The organism is Microbulbifer okhotskensis (assembly GCF_023895975.1).
Classification (GTDB): domain Bacteria; phylum Pseudomonadota; class Gammaproteobacteria; order Pseudomonadales; family Cellvibrionaceae; genus Microbulbifer; species Microbulbifer okhotskensis.
Map to the genome: position 1 here is coordinate 20526 of NZ_JALBWM010000018.1, position 17521 is coordinate 38046.

15 protein-coding genes are annotated in these 17521 nt (G+C 49.6%); 4 read left to right on the forward strand and 11 right to left on the reverse strand.

Translation table 11 applies throughout. The features are described 5' to 3' along the window. The first annotated feature begins 5 nt into the window (after positions 1–5). Positions 6–1337 carry an aminodeoxychorismate synthase component I gene (pabB, locus tag MO867_RS06395; RefSeq protein WP_252465428.1) on the forward strand — a complete coding sequence of 444 codons (1332 nt, stop codon included), beginning with the start codon at positions 6–8 and terminating at the stop codon, positions 1335–1337. Between the two features lie 176 nt (positions 1338–1513). Then, positions 1514–1807, forward strand: coding sequence for a hypothetical protein (locus MO867_RS06400; protein WP_252465429.1), 294 nt, complete (start codon positions 1514–1516; stop codon positions 1805–1807). A gap of 42 nt (positions 1808–1849) precedes the next feature. Here MO867_RS06400 and cysB read toward each other — a convergent pair whose 3' ends face one another. The 3 genes from cysB to MO867_RS06415 form a co-directional block, all read right to left on the reverse strand. After that, complete coding sequence (gene cysB / locus MO867_RS06405) at positions 1850–2821, reverse strand: HTH-type transcriptional regulator CysB (protein ID WP_252465431.1); 972 nt, start codon at positions 2819–2821, stop codon at positions 1850–1852. Positions 2822–3279: 458 nt separating this feature from the next. Beyond that, positions 3280–4182 (reverse strand): 5'-nucleotidase, encoded by a 903-nt coding sequence (locus tag MO867_RS06410; RefSeq protein ID WP_252465432.1) that lies wholly within the window; start codon positions 4180–4182, stop codon positions 3280–3282. Positions 4183–4654: 472 nt separating this feature from the next. Then, on the reverse strand, positions 4655–5944 hold the full coding sequence (locus tag MO867_RS06415) for an NAD(P)/FAD-dependent oxidoreductase (RefSeq protein ID WP_444875279.1): 1290 nt from the start codon (positions 5942–5944) through the stop codon (positions 4655–4657). Positions 5945–6196: 252 nt separating this feature from the next. Here MO867_RS06415 and MO867_RS06420 point away from each other — a divergent pair, with 252 nt between their 5' ends. Together MO867_RS06420 and MO867_RS06425 are read left to right on the forward strand one after the other, a co-directional pair. Continuing rightward, entirely contained in the window at positions 6197–7531 is a 1335-nt protein-coding gene (locus tag MO867_RS06420) for a glutamine synthetase family protein (protein WP_252465434.1), read from the forward strand. 421 nt (positions 7532–7952) lie between these two features. After that, positions 7953–10103, forward strand: coding sequence for a M4 family metallopeptidase (locus tag MO867_RS06425; protein ID WP_252465435.1), 2151 nt, complete (start codon positions 7953–7955; stop codon positions 10101–10103). Positions 10104–10237: 134 nt separating this feature from the next. On the opposite strand, the gene MO867_RS06430 is transcribed toward MO867_RS06425, so the two are convergent. The 8 genes from MO867_RS06430 to MO867_RS06465 all read right to left on the reverse strand — a co-directional run bounded on the left by MO867_RS06430 (position 10238) and on the right by MO867_RS06465 (position 17390). After that, positions 10238–11896: an alanine/glycine:cation symporter family protein gene (locus MO867_RS06430; RefSeq protein WP_252465436.1), complete on the reverse strand. Its 1659-nt coding sequence runs from the start codon at positions 11894–11896 to the stop codon at positions 10238–10240. A 109-nt stretch (positions 11897–12005) separates the two neighbouring features. Next, positions 12006–13031, reverse strand: a complete 1026-nt coding sequence (locus MO867_RS06435) for a D-cysteine desulfhydrase family protein (RefSeq protein WP_252465438.1) — start codon at positions 13029–13031, stop codon at positions 12006–12008. Between the two features lie 82 nt (positions 13032–13113). After that, positions 13114–13707, reverse strand: coding sequence for an OsmC-related (seleno)protein (locus MO867_RS06440; protein WP_252465439.1), 594 nt, complete (start codon positions 13705–13707; stop codon positions 13114–13116). Between the two features lie 135 nt (positions 13708–13842). Next, positions 13843–14175, reverse strand: coding sequence for a preprotein translocase subunit YajC (gene yajC, locus MO867_RS06445; protein ID WP_252465440.1), 333 nt, complete (start codon positions 14173–14175; stop codon positions 13843–13845). Between the two features lie 111 nt (positions 14176–14286). After that, positions 14287–14733: a helix-turn-helix domain-containing protein gene (locus tag MO867_RS06450; protein ID WP_020415217.1), complete on the reverse strand. Its 447-nt coding sequence runs from the start codon at positions 14731–14733 to the stop codon at positions 14287–14289. 418 nt (positions 14734–15151) lie between these two features. Further along, positions 15152–15628 carry a thioredoxin-dependent thiol peroxidase gene (gene bcp / locus MO867_RS06455; protein ID WP_252465441.1) on the reverse strand — a complete coding sequence of 159 codons (477 nt, stop codon included), beginning with the start codon at positions 15626–15628 and terminating at the stop codon, positions 15152–15154. Between the two features lie 82 nt (positions 15629–15710). Continuing rightward, entirely contained in the window at positions 15711–16232 is a 522-nt protein-coding gene (locus MO867_RS06460; RefSeq protein ID WP_252465442.1) for a DUF2244 domain-containing protein, read from the reverse strand. 177 nt (positions 16233–16409) lie between these two features. Further along, positions 16410–17390: a malate dehydrogenase gene (locus MO867_RS06465; protein WP_252465443.1), complete on the reverse strand. Its 981-nt coding sequence runs from the start codon at positions 17388–17390 to the stop codon at positions 16410–16412. Positions 17391–17521: the final 131 nt, after the last annotated feature.

The window sequence follows — 17521 nt, forward strand, 5'->3', positions numbered from 1 at the left end:
TTGATATGCAAATTGTCTCCCAGCCTTACTCACTAAACACACCCGCAGCCTTTGCGGCTATTGCGGACCTACCCTCACCGGTGTGGCTCGACAGTGGTCGTCCCCTGGCAGAGGGGGGGCGTTATGACATTATTAGTGCCGACCCGCTCAACACTCTCGAGTTGAACGCCGACAGCCCGGAGCCCTTTTCCCGATTAGATGATCTGATATGTGAGCTCTGCCCCCAGAACAGGGACTCTCAACTGCCTTTTTGCGGCGGAGTGATCGGTTATGCAGGATACGAACTCGGGTTAGAGGGCAATTTCCTACCGGCTGATGTTCGCCCTACCGATTTGCCCGCAGGTTTCTTTGGTCTCTATGGCTGGGCTTTTATTGCAGATCATCAACTGGGCAGTAGTCATCTGGTGTTCCACCCCGCTTGCCCGCAGCGACAGATTCACGAACTGGTTCAGCGGTTTGAATCGATTAACTGGCAACAGCCCCCCGCGACTGGTAATTTCCAACTACTTACGCCTTTCGAACATGAACTGAGCGCTGAAGATTACCAGGCCCGAATCGCGCAAATATTGGATTACATCGCTGCAGGCGATATCTATCAGGCAAACTTCACCCAGCGCTTTAGCGCCCCCTACCAAGGGGACCTGTTCGAAGCCTACCTAGCGCTACGCTCTCAAGCAGCGGGTCCTTTTTCTGCTTACATGGCCCTGCCTCAAGGTAGCTTGCTCAGCATGTCGCCGGAGAGATTTATTCGCGCGGATGGTGCAAGTCTTCGCACTGAGCCCATTAAGGGCACAGCCGCACGGCAAGCTGACCGCCTGGCCGACCAACGTGCCGCCTTTACCCTGCAGAGAAGCCCCAAGGATCGGGCGGAGAACCTGATGATTGTGGACCTTCTTCGCAACGACTTCAGTAAACTGTGCCGAAACGGCACCGTACGGGTACCCGAACTGTTTCAATTGGCCAGCTTTGCTAATGTTCACCATTTAGTCAGTGTGATCACCGGCGAGCTGCCGGAGGATTCAGTTTATAGTGAGCTGCTTGAAGCCTGCTTTCCAGGTGGCTCAATTACAGGTGCACCAAAACGCCGCTCGATGGAAGTCATTCGGGAGCTTGAATCCAGCCCCCGCGGTATTTACTGCGGCAGCATTGGCTACATCAGCAGTTGTGGCCGTGCCGACACCAATATTGCGATCCGAACTTTCAGCGCCAACAATGGGCTGCTGACCTGCGCGGCAGGGGGTGGAATCGTTGCCGATTCCGATCCAGCCGCCGAGTACCGAGAGTGCCTGACCAAAGTACGCCTACTACTAGAGACTACAGAACAATTTCTCGCATAAGCAGTAGATCAGGCATAGGATGAGCAAGAAATAAGCATTTTCGGCGGGTTTTGTAGCGTGACTACAAATTTTGGTTATAAGAGTATCGGCGATTGATATTTCAAAGTTATTAGGCGTTCTGCTAGATTCTGAGAATCGTGCCTTCAATAGCACTGCACTGGATCAAGGAAATTATCGTGAAGATCACACTGGTCAAAAAGATTCTCCCAGACGGCTCCCCCTGCGCCAAGTGCCGCGACGTTGAGCAAAAACTGGAAGAAAATAGCCAATTGCAGTTTATTGACCAGACACTTATCGCAGACATGCGCGACCCGCAAAGCCTTGGGCTTCAAGTTGCGCAAAAGTATCAAGTTGAGCGAGCGCCGTTCTTTATAGTCGAGCAGGAAGGCCAGGAAGCAGAAATCTATACGGTTTACTTCAAGTTTGCCAAAGAGGTTTTACGGCCGTTGATCGAGGTAGAGGCTCCTTAGCCTCTACTGTCGGCTCATATACAAAGCTTGCATTACAACTTCTCAGTAAACGGGCAGCTCTATATCAGCAAACAACGCATCCACCTCCGAGCGGGATGTAGCTTGTGCTGCCTGATCCACTAACTCCCGTGTCAGATGGGGTGCAAACTGCTGGATGAATTCGTACATAAAACCCCGCAGGAAGATGCCCTTACGGAAACCCACTTTTGTCACACTCGACTCAAACAAGTCGCTGGCATCGAGCGCCACAAGATCTTCGTCCTCACCGTCCACCGCCATATCAGCCACAATGCCAATACCAAGCCCCAAACGCACGTACGTTTTAATCACGTCAGCATCAGCAGCGGTAAATACGACTTTGGGGGATAGGCCTTTCTCCAGAAAGGCCTCATCCAGTTTAGAGCGGCCGGTGAAGCCAAATACATACGTAACGATTGGGTACTTGGCCACATCCTCCAATGAAAGCTCACTAACCTGACACAGCGGGTGATCTTTCGGCACCAGGATACAACGATTCCAGCGGTAGACTGGCATCATGACCAAATCACTGAAAAGCTCCAGAGCTTCAGTGGCGATCGCAAAATCAGCGGTACCATCGGCGGCCATTTCTGAAATTTGCATCGGAGTTCCCTGGTGCATATGCAAGGAAACTTCCGGGTAGCGGGCAATAAATAGTTTGATGACCGGTGGCAGTGCATAACGCGCCTGAGTGTGTGTAGTGGCAACTGCGAGGCTACCTTTTTTGTCATTGCTGAATTCTTGTGCAACCTGCTTAATATTCTCCACTTTGCGCATAATTTCACCAGCAGTCTTAAGGATCGCCTCCCCTGCTGGTGTCACTCTGGTTAAATGTTTGCCGCTTCTAGCAAAGATTTCTACGCCAAGTTCATCTTCTAACAACCGAATTTGCTTGCTAATTCCCGGTTGCGAGGTGTAGAGACTCTGCGCTGTAGCAGAAACATTGAGGTCGTGATGCGCCACTTCCCAGATATATCGCAACTGCTGCAGCTTCATAGATCCTCCCTTTCGTTAAGTGCATCCTCGCCACAAGCGAGCACCTTCATTTTTTTGATTGATGGTTATAAAAACCATCTTAAGTTATGCGAGAAAAGAATAGCAGTGAATCAAAGCCAGGGCCAATGGCCAATGGCCGGTTGAATATCCGTGGTAGAAACGAAAGTGTCAATCAACTTTGGGCGATCTTACCTTTTCTGTCGGCTCTCTTTACCAGCCAGCCTCAGCAGGAAACCAAGGAGTTTTTCAGCGGCAATTCAGCTTCAACGGGAGAGCTTGGCACGCGAATTAAGCGTGTAACCGCTTGATTTATCACCTGGGTTTGCATAGATGCGATGCAATCTCTGACTGAAAAGACCATGTAAGGTTTTTTCAGTCATCCAACACAAGCCTGAGAACCGCAGGAACTGGGACAAGTACAGCGATCTCCTCTAATGCATCTCGACAGCACAACAAGCCTATGCTTCGATATTAACAATCCCGTGGGGAACATGGCCGGTAGCCACATGCTCTGCCGCTGAGGCACAATGACTAGGCTGATCATCGAAGAAAACATCTGCGCCAAATGCCCTTAAGAACTCACCCTTTGGTAACCCCCCCAAAAATACCGACTCATCTACACGAATGTCCCAGGCGCGTAAAGTTCTGATAACCCGTTCATGGGCGGGGGCAGATCTCGCGGTTACCAAAGCCGTACGAATGGGGCAAGCGTCCAGGCCAAACTCCGCCTGCAATCTCTGCAGGGCTTCCAGGAACCCCTTGAAAGGCCCACCTCCCAACGGGGATTGCGCCGAGGCACGCTCAGCTTTAGTGAAAGCGGCCAGCCCCTCCCTCTTGTAGACCTGCTCAGCCTCATCGGAAAAAAGTACAGCGTCACCATCAAAAGCGAACCTCAGCACGTCATCCCGATGCTCACGGCTTCCCCCAGCAACCAGAGTTGCTGCAGCTACACCCTGCTCCAGCGCCTGGCGCACATCAACACCATCTGCTGATAGAAACAAGTTACATCCGAAGGGGCCTATATAACGGTAAGGGCTTTCACCGTTGCAGAAAGCCGCACGAGTTATATCCAGACCGTAGTGCTCAATAGAGTTAAAGACCCGCAACCCCGTGTCCGCGCTGTTTCTCGACAACAGGATCACCTCAACACGCGGCTCTCCGGCCAGCATTTGGTTAATCTTCAGGAATTTTTCCACCAAGGGGAAAGCATCCCCCTTTTCAAGGGCATCATTCTCACGTTCAACCTGATAGTGAGAAAAAGCCTGCAGACCTTGCTCCTCAAACACCTTATGGCTGTCACTCAGATTAAAAAGAGCACGAGAGGATATAGCAATAACCAACTTATCTGGGCGTGCAACCATCAAGGTGCCTCCACAACAATGAGTCCATCTACCCCGCTTACGGTACACCACAAACCTACCGTCAACAAACAACCTGATAGACCCCCGATAAAATCAAAACCTGGAAATATACACACAAATCAAAATTAAAATCATTAGAGCCCCATATTGCGCAATAGAATAGGCTCGACCAATTACGCACAAAACTAATACCCTCCAAAGAAAAATAAGATACGAATCACTAAAAAATATCAGTTCAAAATGCAGGATGAATACAGATCTTTTATCTCCAAACAAAACTGACAGACTCCCGAAATCGTCTCCCTGCTTTTGATACAGTGGACGTTTCTACCAACAGCCGAAGTGAAGATGGCGGATCGAATTCAGAGGGCTGGGAAGAAATCGACCGGCTTGGAAGCCGCTACGCCTGGCAACGACAGCTAAAGCTTGAATAAACGGTTGTCATCAAAAATATGTCAACAGCTACTGTGTATCAGCGCCCGATCTTATCCATCAAACTGTGGTACAGCATTGCGGCAACCAAGCCGGGCCACCTCAACAATACCCCACCGGGAAATTGCTTTTGGGGTATAGCAGAAAATGTATGGAATCGGCCACCATCCCCGGAAATCGCTTCAGCCAGTAGTTTTCCTGCAAAAATCGCCGTGGGCACACCATGACCAGAGTACCCTTGGCTATAAAAGATACCCGGCCTTAACTGGCCCACCCCAGGCATACGATTCACAGTGATCGCCAGGGTCCCGCCCCAACCAAACTCCACCTTCGTGTGCGCCAATTGTGGATAAACTCTAAGCATATATCTTCGCACAAAAGCGCGGATATCTCGCGGAAAATGTTTGGTATAGTTTTCACCCCCACCAAATATCAAACGATTATCCCCTGACAACTTCCAATAATTAATAACAAATAATGTATCTTGAACTGCGTAATCATTCGAAATCAACTCCCTGGCCAGGGAGGGGCCTAATGGCTCTGTTGCCAAAACAAAATTATTGATAGGCATAATCCGTCCTGCCAATCGAGGCTCCAGACTACCCAAATAACCGTTACAAGCTAGAATAATTTTATCTGCCCTCACTCGCCCCCGAGCAGTCTTTATGAAAAATGGGGCTTCATCTGTGTATTCCTCAACGCGGCTGTACTCAAAAAACCGGACCCCCGCAGACGCTCCAGCGGCCGCAACTCCCAGGGCAAAATTTAGAGGGTGGATATGTAGAGAACCCATATCCACCTGGGCCCCAATATATCGATCGGTGCCAACCAGCGTTCGAACCTCTTCTTTTTCAACGTATCGTATTTTATCGTAGCCATATATATTGAAGAGTCTCTCAGCCTCTTTTTTTAGGTATTCAGCGTGGCTCAGTTTCGACGCAAGATGCATGATGCCCCGCTTCAAGTCACACTGAATCTGGAATCTCGAAATTAGATTCTCAACCAGCTGAACCGCCTCAAGACTGAAACACCAAAGTTGCTGGGCCATATTTATTCCAAGCGCCTCTTCCAAATCAGTCTGGCTGCGCCTTTGCCCCACCCCCACATGCCCTCCGTTACGACCGGATGCCCCCCATGCCAGCCGCACCGCCTCAAGGAGCACAACTTTATATCCTTGCTCTGCCAAATGCAGCGCACTGGAAAGTCCGGTATAACCACCCCCAATGATGCAGACATCCGCATCAATGTCACCATCTAAATACGGATATTCCACTGCCGCGATGGCGCTTGCAGCGTAGTAAGATTCTGCATGCCCAATTAGCGTTTTTATTTCGTCAACACTCCCAATGCAATTGGAGCAATCCACACAATATAACTTAAATAACAAGCCCCCCTATTTCTCATCAGCTTCCAAGCCCCACACTCTGATTTCTCTCCACTAATGCATTAATGCCGTTTAAATACACAACCCAGTCATAGCACCCGGTATATAGTTTCTTAAGCGCCCTGCGACAGCAGAGTGGCCAGGAGTCACAACCTAAGAAACCCTTCTTAACCAAGACAATCACTCTACGGTGAACCAATGGATAAAATTACCGCCTGGCTGGCTGAGCATGAAATTACGGAAGTGGAGTGCCTTGTCCCCGACATGTCTGGTAACGCCAGAGGTAAATTTACTCCCACCGATAAATTCCTAACTCAGGATAGCCGCCTTCCGGAAAGCATACTCGTCCAAACGGTTACCGGAGACTATGTCGACGAACACAACGAACTAGTCGATCCCGCAGACACTGACATGATACTAATTCCGGACCCCAACTCGGTGCGCCTAAACCCCTGGGCCAATGATCCGACCGCCCAAATAATCCATGACTGCTATTCGCGTGATGGTGCCCCCCACCCTATAAGCACACGTAACATTCTCAAGTTTGTCCTTGAAAAATACGCAAAAAAAGGCTGGGAGCCGGTGGTTGCACCAGAGGTGGAATTCTATCTAGTAAAACGAAACCTTGACCCAGATGAAAAACTGTCTGCACCAGTAGGCAGATCTGGCCGCACAGAAAAAACCCGCCAATCTTATAGTATTGATGCCGCCAACGAATACGAACCCATTATTGAAGACATGTATGATTTTTGCGAGGCACAGGGACTCGGCGTCGACACCCTAATCCATGAATCCGGCACGGCGCAGATGGAAATTAATTTTCAGCACGGCAACCCACTCCAACTTGCCGATCAAGTTTTTACCTTCAAACGTACGGTACGTGAAACAGCACTGCGACACGGTATCTACGCGACCTTTATGGCAAAACCCATGGAGGATGAACCGGGTAGCGCTCTACACCTGCATCAAAGCATCATTAGTCGAGAAACAGGACAAAATATTTTTATAGACAGTAAAGGGACAGAAAATAATAGCTTTTTAAATTTTATCGGTGGCATGCAAAAGTACACTCCGGGATTTATCAGCTTTTTTGCCCCCAATGTAAATTCCTATCGCCGATTTACCCCCGAAATGGCTGCGCCCACAAGTCTCCACTGGGGCTATGACAACCGCACCACAGGGTTGCGGGTTCCCGATAGTTCACCGCAAAATAAACGACTGGAAAATCGGTTTCCCGGGGCAGATTGCAACCCCTATCTAGCTATAGCCGCGTCATTAGCTTGTGGCTATCTAGGAATGACCCATAAAGTAGCACCAAGCACACCCTATCAGGGCGACTGCTCCACAGAGTCCATTACACTCCCCCGTACACAGGAGCATGCTCTGACGCTTTTAGCCGACTGTGAAGCAGCTGCTGAGATGTTTGGCAGGAAATTTGTAAAAGCATGGAGTGCAATCAAAAGAAATGAATATGAAGAATTCAATCGGGTTATCAGCTCCTGGGAACGGGAATTTCTATTATTAAATGTATAATTATCCCTTCCACTAAAAACTAACAGAAATAATAAACCATTACCGTTATTATTTATTTTTAACAACGACCCGAACAGTATCCCCTCAATACCGGCAGAACATTAATTCCTAATTTGTGACCATCCAAGCAAAAATATCGAAAACAATTCAAATATATTAGTTTGCCATCACCTTTTTGTTGCCTGTATGCGTATGCAGGGTAATCTCAGGTTGCCCAAAAAATTAGGGCGCCCGGTTTGAGAAAGCGAACGCCAACAGTATATTTACAGCCCTCCTCTGGCGACGGACATCTTCTGCTGTCTTACCACACATAAAATCCAGCCTGTATCGGTTTGCCATTAAACAAGGCACTCCCTGGGGAAATTCCAGCTGTATGCAGGCGGATTCATATATAAAAAAGCTATAAAAGGGAAAGCTAGTAATGAAGCATCTAGTAGGACTAACCTGCACTTTAGCTATGGCAATTAGTGCTCAGGCGGTTGAACGTGTCCCCGCCACCTCGGATATGCTCTCACCACAAACTTTAGCTGCCACTACCGGATCAGATATGGCGCTGGAAAAAGTTCGTGAGCGCACACTGAACAACGGCAGAACCGTAACCCGCTACCAACAAACTCACCGAGGCATTCCTGTCTACGGCCAAACAGTGACCAGCTCCGGGCAGGGACTAATCACTGAAGTTCGCGGTAATGTGATTACCGGACTGGAGCTGGAAGTTCCCAGTATCAAAGCATTTATCAATGAAGAGAATGCCATTGATCGAGCTATGAATCATCAGCTCAGCTGGCGCGCACAACAGGGAAATATTCAGGGCGCTCTATCGCTACCGGCACTTAAGCTGGAAGCCCACAATGCCAAGAAAAAGCTCTACGTCTACATTAATGAGCAAGACGAAGCTCGACTGGCCTACCTGGTCAACTGGGTGGAGTACGGGCAGGAACCCACTCGGCCCTTCTATTTTATTGATGCGATGACAGGCGAAGTCATTAAGCATTGGGACGGCTTGAACTTCCAGCAAAATGCCACTGGCCCCGGCGGAAACCAAAAAACTGGACGCTATGAATACGGCACCGATTATCCTCACATGACAGTTGATAACAGCTGCGCCATGGACACGGATAATGTTGAAACCGTTGACTTGAATCACGGCACCTCAGGCGGCAGTATTCATTCGTTTACCTGCCCCTACAATGACTACAAAGAAATCAATGGCGCCTATTCACCGCTCAATGATGCCCACTACTTTGGTGGTGTCGTCTTTGACCTTTATAGCGACTGGTATGGAACCTCCCCTCTCACGCAAAAACTGAGAATGCGGGTACACTACAGCAGCAACTACGAAAATGCCTTCTGGGACGGCTCCCAGATGACTTTTGGCGACGGTCAGAGCTATTTCTACCCATTGGTGAGCCTCGATGTCTCTGCTCATGAAGTCAGCCACGGCTTTACAGAGCAAAACTCCGATCTGATTTATGCCAACCAATCTGGCGGTATTAACGAATCTTTCTCGGATATTGCCGGTGAGGTCGCCGAGTACTATATGCGCGGTAGTAACGACTGGCTGGTTGGCGCTGAGATCTTTAAGTCCAACGGTGCCCTTCGCTACTTTGAAGACCCGACCGATGACGGAAGCTCGATCGGACATGCCGATGACTACTACAACGGCATGGATGTGCACTATAGCTCCGGTGTTTTCAACCGAGCCTTCTACCTCCTTGCCAATACCAACGGCTGGGATACCCGCACTGCATTTGATCCTTTTGTTCTGGCCAATCAGACCTATTGGAGTGCCGACTCAGACTACGTAGATGGCGCCTGTGGCGTACTCTCCGCAGCAACGGATCTGGGCTACAACACTTCTGATGTCGTCTCAGCCTTTTCCACAGTCGGTGTTTCCACCAGCAACTGCGGTGGTGGCGGTGGCGGCGGTGGCAACGAAGGCGGCGAACTTGAGAATGGTGTCGTAGAAACTGACATTGACGGCAGCAGCAGTGACGAAATCCGCTTCACCCTGGATGTACCCGCTGATGCCACTGATCTCGTCTTCGAAATGTCTGGAGGAAGTGGTGACGCCGACCTCTACGTTCGTTTTGATAATGAGCCGACTACCAGTACCTATGACTGCCGTCCCTACACTTCGGGGAACAACGAAACCTGTACTATCGATAACGTGCAGGGTGGTACTTATCACGTCATGGTAAGAGGCTACTCTTCCTTCTCCGGCGTGAGCCTTGTCGGTAGCTACACCGAAGGCGATGGTGGTGGCGGCAACCCCGATGGCTGGGAAGAAACCGATCTTTCCGGTTCACGGAATAGCTGGCAGCACTTCACTATTGATGTTGCAAGCGGTATTTCAACACTGGATGCCGTCATGGCAGGCGGAACGGGTGATGCCGACCTCTACGTACGATTCGGCCAGGAACCCACGCGCACTACCTACGACTGCCGCCCTTACGAGTGGGGTAATGACGAAAGCTGCAGTATCAGTAGCCCGCAAGCAGGAACCTGGTATGTCAGTATCCGTGGTTACTCTGCCTACTCCGGTATTTCATTGAGTGCACAGGCCGAGTAAGGCAACCGCTTTTAAGACTGTAATTCACCCCATTGCCTAAACGCTAATGGGGTGAAATCCAGGCTTCACATTGCATTGACCGGAAACACAAAGGGCGGCCTTATGGCCGCCCTTTGTTATTAGCATCCAACGGATTACTTATGACTCGGGTCTTTCCAGTAATCCTTGACCGAATCTTTCATTTCCTTAGCCAACACTGTAATGCCAAACAGGTTGGGCAAGGTCATAATGATAATGGCTACTGCAGAGAGGTTCCAAATGACCGTCGTATCTTCAATAGCGGCCCAGAAGAAGGCAATCACATACACAATTCGGTACGGCATTACCGCCTTGGGACCAAACAGGTAAATCATTGAGCGATCGCCATAGTAGGACCAGGCAATCGCCGTAGAGAAAGCAAAGAGCAAAATCCCCAGGGTAACAATAAGGCCGCCATACTTGCCAAAGAAACCGCGCTGGAAAGCCAGATTGGTCAATGCCACTGAGTGCACCAGGGATTTACCCCAAATATCGACCTCTTCATTGGCGAACTTGCCATCCTTCACATCCAGAACACCACTAAAGCTGTTTTCACCCACACGAAAATCCAGGTTTTCAGCAATAGAACGAGCGTGAATCAGAGTAAAGTCCTGGCTATTCAGGGGGTGGCCATCGGTCACGACAACCGAACCCGTATAGGCTTTTACGTCACTGGTCTTGCCGCTCAAGTAGTTGAACAGTTGCTCAACATCCTGAGTATTTTCCTCGCTGTAGCTGCCGGTAACCACATAAGTATCCGCCCCCTCGAACAGGTTCTCATGCTTTTCGGTCCAGACACCAGAAGAGAGGATTACCAAACCCGTCAGGGTACAAATGATGATGGTATCGATAAAAGGTTCCAGCAAAGAAACCATACCCTCAGAGACCGGCTCGTCCGCACGCGCAGCGGCGTGAGCAATAGGCGCAGAGCCCTGGCCAGCTTCGTTGGAAAAAAGACCACGGTTCACACCGCGATTAAAGGCATAAGCGAAACTCGCCCCCAGGAATCCACCGGCAGCTGCACTACCGCTAAAGGCATCGCTAAAAACCGCACCAAATGAGGGAAGAATATTTTCGTAGTTATAGAGGATAACGCCGAGCGCACCGATAACGTAAATAACCGCCATTGTTGGAACAATAGTGGAAGTCACCTTAGCAATTCGAGTGATTCCGCCAATGATCACCATACCCAGCAAAATTGCCAGCACACCACCGGTCAAAGCCTTTTCAATACCGAAAGAATCGTGCATTGCTTGGGCAATATTATTGACCTGAGGCAGACTGCCGGTACCAAACGAGCAGATTACGGTCGCTACGGCAAACAACACTGCCAGCCACTTCATATTCAAGCGGCGCTCCATGTAAAACATGGGGCCACCAGCGTAATAACCGTCTGCAGCCTTGATGCGATATTTATGAGAAAGGGTTACTTCAACAAACTTGGTGGTCATACCCAAGAAGGCTGTCATCCACATCCAAAATAATGCAGCGGGACCACCCAGGAAAATAGCGAGACCGACACCGCCAATATTCCCGGTACCAACGGTACCTGAAAGTGCTGTTGCCAATGCCTGGAAATGGGAAGTATCGCCGGGATCACCGGGCTTATCATACTTACCCCGTACAATTTTGATTGCATGACCAAAATAACGAAACTGAGGAAACCCAAGATAAATGGTGAAAAAGAAACCGACTCCAAGTAACACCCAGGGAAACCAAGGTGCCGAGCCAAGCATGCCGTCTAGGAACAACAACAGTCCGTTAAAGGAATCCAAACTACCCCCCCACTACTCTGACTAATTTCTGTTTGTTTTATATACAGATGTAACTGTAATTTGTTGCGCAGGTTAGCAGCTTACGAGGCACTAGAACAGTAATGTCGTATTATTCGACTGTCAGGAAGAAGTGATTTCGGTGTGGAAAGAGAGCAAATTGCCCTCCAGTATGTATAAAGACCAGATTATCCACCCCTTGGTAATTTCCCTGTTGCAGTTCTTGCAACAGGCCGTGAAATGCCTTGCCTGTATACACTGGATCAAGAAGGATTCCTTCCAAACGCGCCAGCTCCTCAATAGTCTGATACACCTCCACTCCCGCAAGTCCGTAACCGGGGCCCCTATAATCATCATTGATCAACACACTAAGGAAATTCAGGTCCAACGGGTTACCAGTCAACTCCATCCAGTGTGCTATATCCTCACGGATTTTTTTTTGGAGGTAAGCGGAATTTTGACAAACTGCATAACCTGTCACTCTCGTTTGCAGCCCCAGTAAATGGCAGCCTAGGGTTAAGCCTGCTTGAGTACCACCACTACCTGTGGCGCACACAATATGGCTTGGCTCAAACCTCTGTTCAGCGCAATCGTTAATCAATTCCTCAGAAGCCGATATATAACCCCAGATACCATGACCATCACTTGCGCCGGTGGGAATACAAAATGGTTTATCCCCATGAGATTGATAGACCTCACTCCATTTTTCGAACAATTGCTCCAGATCACGGGAGTACTCTTCATCTGGGTATACGGCCACCTCAGCTCCAGCCAGTTTATCCAGTAAAAGGTTTCCATCCAGCTCGCCAGGGTCTTTGCCTCTGAGAATCAGCTGAACCTTCATTCCCAGACGCGCGCCCACCAGCGCAGTTGCTCGGCAATGATTGGACTGAATACCACCACAGGTAATTAATACATTCGCCCCGCTTCCTTGAGCCTTAGCCATGACAAACTCAAGCTTGCGTAACTTATTACCTGACATCCCGGACTCTGTGAGGTCATCTCTTTTTACCCAGATCCTAGGTCCACGAGAAGGAAGTGAATAGCGCTCACTGATACGATCGAGTGGCTGGAGGGGCGTAGGCAGGTTTGCCAGACTTAGGTGATCGGGCAGCTCTATCGGTAATCTCTTGGGCATAGCGAGCTCCATTTTTGTGAATTCGTCAACAACGCAAGAGATCGAGAACTACTTCCTCTTCACCTGTGAGCACCGCTGGGCTTCAAGGTTCGTTATATATCAGGGTCATTTCAGTGGGCACTGCATTTATTGCAAGTTGAAACCCCATACAAGCGGCCCGACAGGCGGTCACCATTTGCTCAATGATATCCCTCGGCTCTTCTGACTGCACATACACAAACGTGTCAATACCCTCACAAACCCCTTTGCGGGGCTCTTGATCCTCTGGACTCTGCATGTTGTCAATTTCAGCCTTAAAGCGTACCTGCTGCTCCAGGCGCACATTCTTAACTTTTAGCTTAGCCGTATTAATATAAAAAGAGATATGACTGAGAAAGCAGAACGCAATTCCTGCTGAGAGATAATCCAGTGGCGCTGGTGCGTTGTCCGTACCACCAATAACACTACCCTCGTCACATCGCAGTTCAAATGCCCCGCAGCCCGGCACATTGGCCTGCACAGTGCCTATTTTCAGAAATCCGCCGTTCGGGGAGTTTTCAGCTGAAAGGTTTACCTGAAAGTGAAAGCTCCCCTCATCCCTCCACGGCTCCTCCACCTTAATTTTTGACAGTGCTGGAAGGGCACTGACCTTTCTGACAATAGTGACATCTTCTGCTTTTTTACCAGTATCCGACATAGCTGCCTACCTGAGACTATTTATCAACTGACAAGGATTAGCCCACCTCATTACATAAAAATTACAGCAATAAAAAAGCCCGGCAGTTGCCAGGCTTTTGGGTCGGATAACTACAAGGTCATATCCTGCGAGCGGCTAGATCTTTTTGATCGTGCCCTTCGGTAATACTGCGTGTACAGATACCTTCTGAAATTTGAGGGACATATTGTCCGCCACTTCCAGCACGATGTAGTCTTCGTCCACTTTGTCTACGCGGCCCAGCATTCCACTAGTCATCACAACTTCATCACCCTTTTTCAGTCCGCCAACCAGCTCCTGGTGCTCTTTCTGACGCTTGCGTTGAGGGCGAATAATGAAAAACCACATAAACGCAAAAAGTCCTGCGAACATCAGCAGGGTTATCATCGGGTTACCCTGCGAAGCGGGCGCTGCTTGCTGTGCCATCGCAGAGGGAATAAAAAAGCTCATGCAAAACCTCAAAGAGTCAGCCTATAAAATTGCCGCCAACTCTAACGGGTTTATTCCGCTGAGGCAACGGATCGGGCCGATCCCGCAAGAACCGACCAACCCAATCCATACTCAGAACCGTTGGCGGACCTGCCGGCGATAGCCAGTAGGAGACATTCCTGTCCAGCGTTTAAAAGCGCTGGTAAAGCTGGTTCGATCAGAGAAATCTAAAATTCTGGAGATCCCATCGACACTCAACGCAGTGTCTTTGAGGAAGTGCACTGCATGGCGGAAGCGCACGTGGTCACGCAGGGATGCAAAACTGAGGTTATGCTCCTGCAGACGACGTTGCAGAGTCCGGGTGGACATACTTAAGTCGGACGCTACCGGGCGAATAGCGAGAGAGGCCTTACCGATACGCTGCTCCAGCACATCAATTACCCGGGCGGCAATGCCAAAGCTAGTCGCCTCCGGTGGGGCCAGCAGCTGGTCGAGAATATTCGGGTCTCCGGATATTCTGGCCTGCTGAAGTGATTTATCTTCAGAGAGCGAAGTCTGGTCGGGCTGAGTATGGTTCATCGAGCTGCTCCTTTTGAGTTCCGTGAGCCGCAGTTATTTTTCTATGTCCGCATCCAGCGAATCCCGTTTTCCCCTGCCCACACCAATACATCATCAACTTCGGCGGACGACTGCGTGATGCGGGATGCACCAAAAACAAACATCGAATCCTTCACAGAGATATACAATTTTTAAACTTACCGCCCCGGCAATTCCCGCAGAGAGATTCTCTCTAGCCGGCGCACCTTTCCTTTACAACTGCCAGTATAGACCAAGAATTAAGAAAGCAAGGGACGACAGTGCTTTTTTTCATCTTATAGTGGCTCAAGGGACAAAAATCCTTGCTTCCCGTACTCGCTTGTCGGCCTCAAGTCCGGAAATCCGGGGGCTGCAGTCGGCCAACTATCGACCACCACCCTGCCCCCACTGAGTCTGGCAATTAATCCAGATTCTCGCCAATCCAATTCAACACATCAACGTCATGGGTTTTGGTTTTCACCTTGTCCACAATATGGCGAAGACGTCCGCTCTTATCGATGATAAAGGTCGTTCGCAAAAGGCCCATGTATTCACGACCCATAAATTTCTTCAGCCCCCAACAGCCATATTTGTCTGCAATCTTGTGATCCTCATCCGACAACAAATCAAAATTAAGTTCGTACTTATCAATAAAGCGCTGCAACTTGGCTTCAGGATCAGGGCTCACACCAAGTACAATCGTACTTGTTTTTGCGAAATCTGCCGCGCTATCGCGAATCCCACATGCTTGGGTCGTACAACCGGGGGTTAGTGCTTTCGGGTAAAAATAGAGGACGACATTACTTTTGTCGCGAAAATCCTTAAGTGACACCTTTTCACCACATTGATTGGTCAGCGAGAAAGCCGGAGCCAAATTACCGATCTTCGGAAAAGTCATCTGATATCCCCTGTGGAACTATTGAAATGAAGCGGGGATTATATCGAAAAGTAACAAACGAGACGCCAGTTCTACGTAGAAATCAGAACTGATGCAAGCGAAACACTTTCTCTTTGCGTGCACAAATACCAAAGCGATCCAACTTTTGTACCAGTTCTGCCTTCTCAGCCTCGGTAAGAAACTCTCCCACCTCAAGGCAACCCTCTGGCCCACTGAAGTTGACTATAGCCGGCTCGGTGGAGCTAGCGCCCATGCGGACAAGCACTGATAGCTTGTCTCGGTCAAACTCCCGGTGATACACCGTTTTCTGTCTCATCCCTTTGCAGCAATCCAGTATTACCTGACTTTCACTGATACGAATTACCTCCCTGCGTGTCCCATCGAGATACACATAGGTGAACAAAACCGCCAGCAGAATAATCTCAAGTCCGGCAAAAGGCAGGATCATCCAGGCCCCAGCAAACGCAAAGGCCAGACTGATTCCAAGCGACACACCAACCAGTGAGAAAAACACCCATAGGTTACCGGAGAGGGACAGGGATTGATTGGGCTGCAACAGGATACAGGCGCAACGGGCGGTGTTGCGGCCAACTTCTGTGACCATAGCAGAAGAGTTCCGACAGACATATAACTTCAGTGTAGCGCCGATGGCGGGAACTCACACTGAGATGCCAATCGGAAAGCTACACCTACCGAAATCACACGACAGCCAAGAAAAAAACCCGCACAAAGTGCGGGTTTTTCAGGATGTTGGGCAAAACTGCCAGCATCTCAACTCATGTTACGGCAGTAGATGAGCTACAGCATCACGCTCTGCCGCCAATTCCTGCTCGGTAGCAATCATTTTTTCACGGGAGAAGTCGTTGATTTCAACGCCTTGTACAATTTCCCAGTCGCCACCTTTGCAGGTGCATGGGAAGGAATAAATCAAACCTTCTTGAATGCCGTAGGAACCATCGCTAAAGATAGCCATGCTAGTCCAATCGCCTTCCGCAGTACCCAGCGCCCAATCACGCATATGGTCGATGGCCGCGTTTGCAGCGGAAGCTGCAGAGGAAGCGCCACGCGCCTTAATGATCGCTGCTCCGCGCTGTTGCACAGTCGGTATGAAATCATTTGCGTACCAATCCTGCTCCACTTTGTCCATCGCTGCGGTACCAGCAACTTTCACTTGGTGAAGATCCGGGTACTGGGTGGAAGAGTGGTTGCCCCAAATCGTCATATGAGTGATGTCATTGACGCTGGAATCAGTTTTGTTAGCCAGCTGGGACAGGGCGCGGTTGTGATCCAGGCGAGTCATCGCGGTAAAGTTACGCGGGTCCAGATCTGGAGCATTACGCTGAGCAATCAGGGCATTGGTGTTAGCTGGGTTGCCAACGACCAATACTTTCACGTCACGAGAAGCAACGTCGTTCAGGGCTTTGCCCTGTGCAGAGAAGATTGCAGCGTTGGCTTCCAACAGATCCTTGCGTTCCATACCCGGTCCACGAGGACGAGCACCTACGAGCAGAGCGTAGTCAGCATCTTTGAATGCAACGGTAGCATCATCGGACTGAACAATACCCGCGAGCAGCGGGAAAGCGCAATCTTCTAGCTCCATAGAAACGCCTTTCAGCGCTTCCAGTGCCGGTGTAATTTCCAGCAATTGCAGAATAACCGGTTGATCTTTACCCAGCATTTCGCCAGAAGCAATGCGGAACAGCAGCGAATAGCTAATCTGACCGGCAGCGCCGGTAACAGCAACACGAACAGGTGCTTTCACGATAGTTCTCCCTCGTTTGTAAGCGGCCGCATTATAGGGCCTAACGAGCAAATTTCACCTTACACAGGCAAAATACCGGCTCAATTTGTAGAACAAAATCTTTCAGACTGTAATAGACACTCACAGCGAGT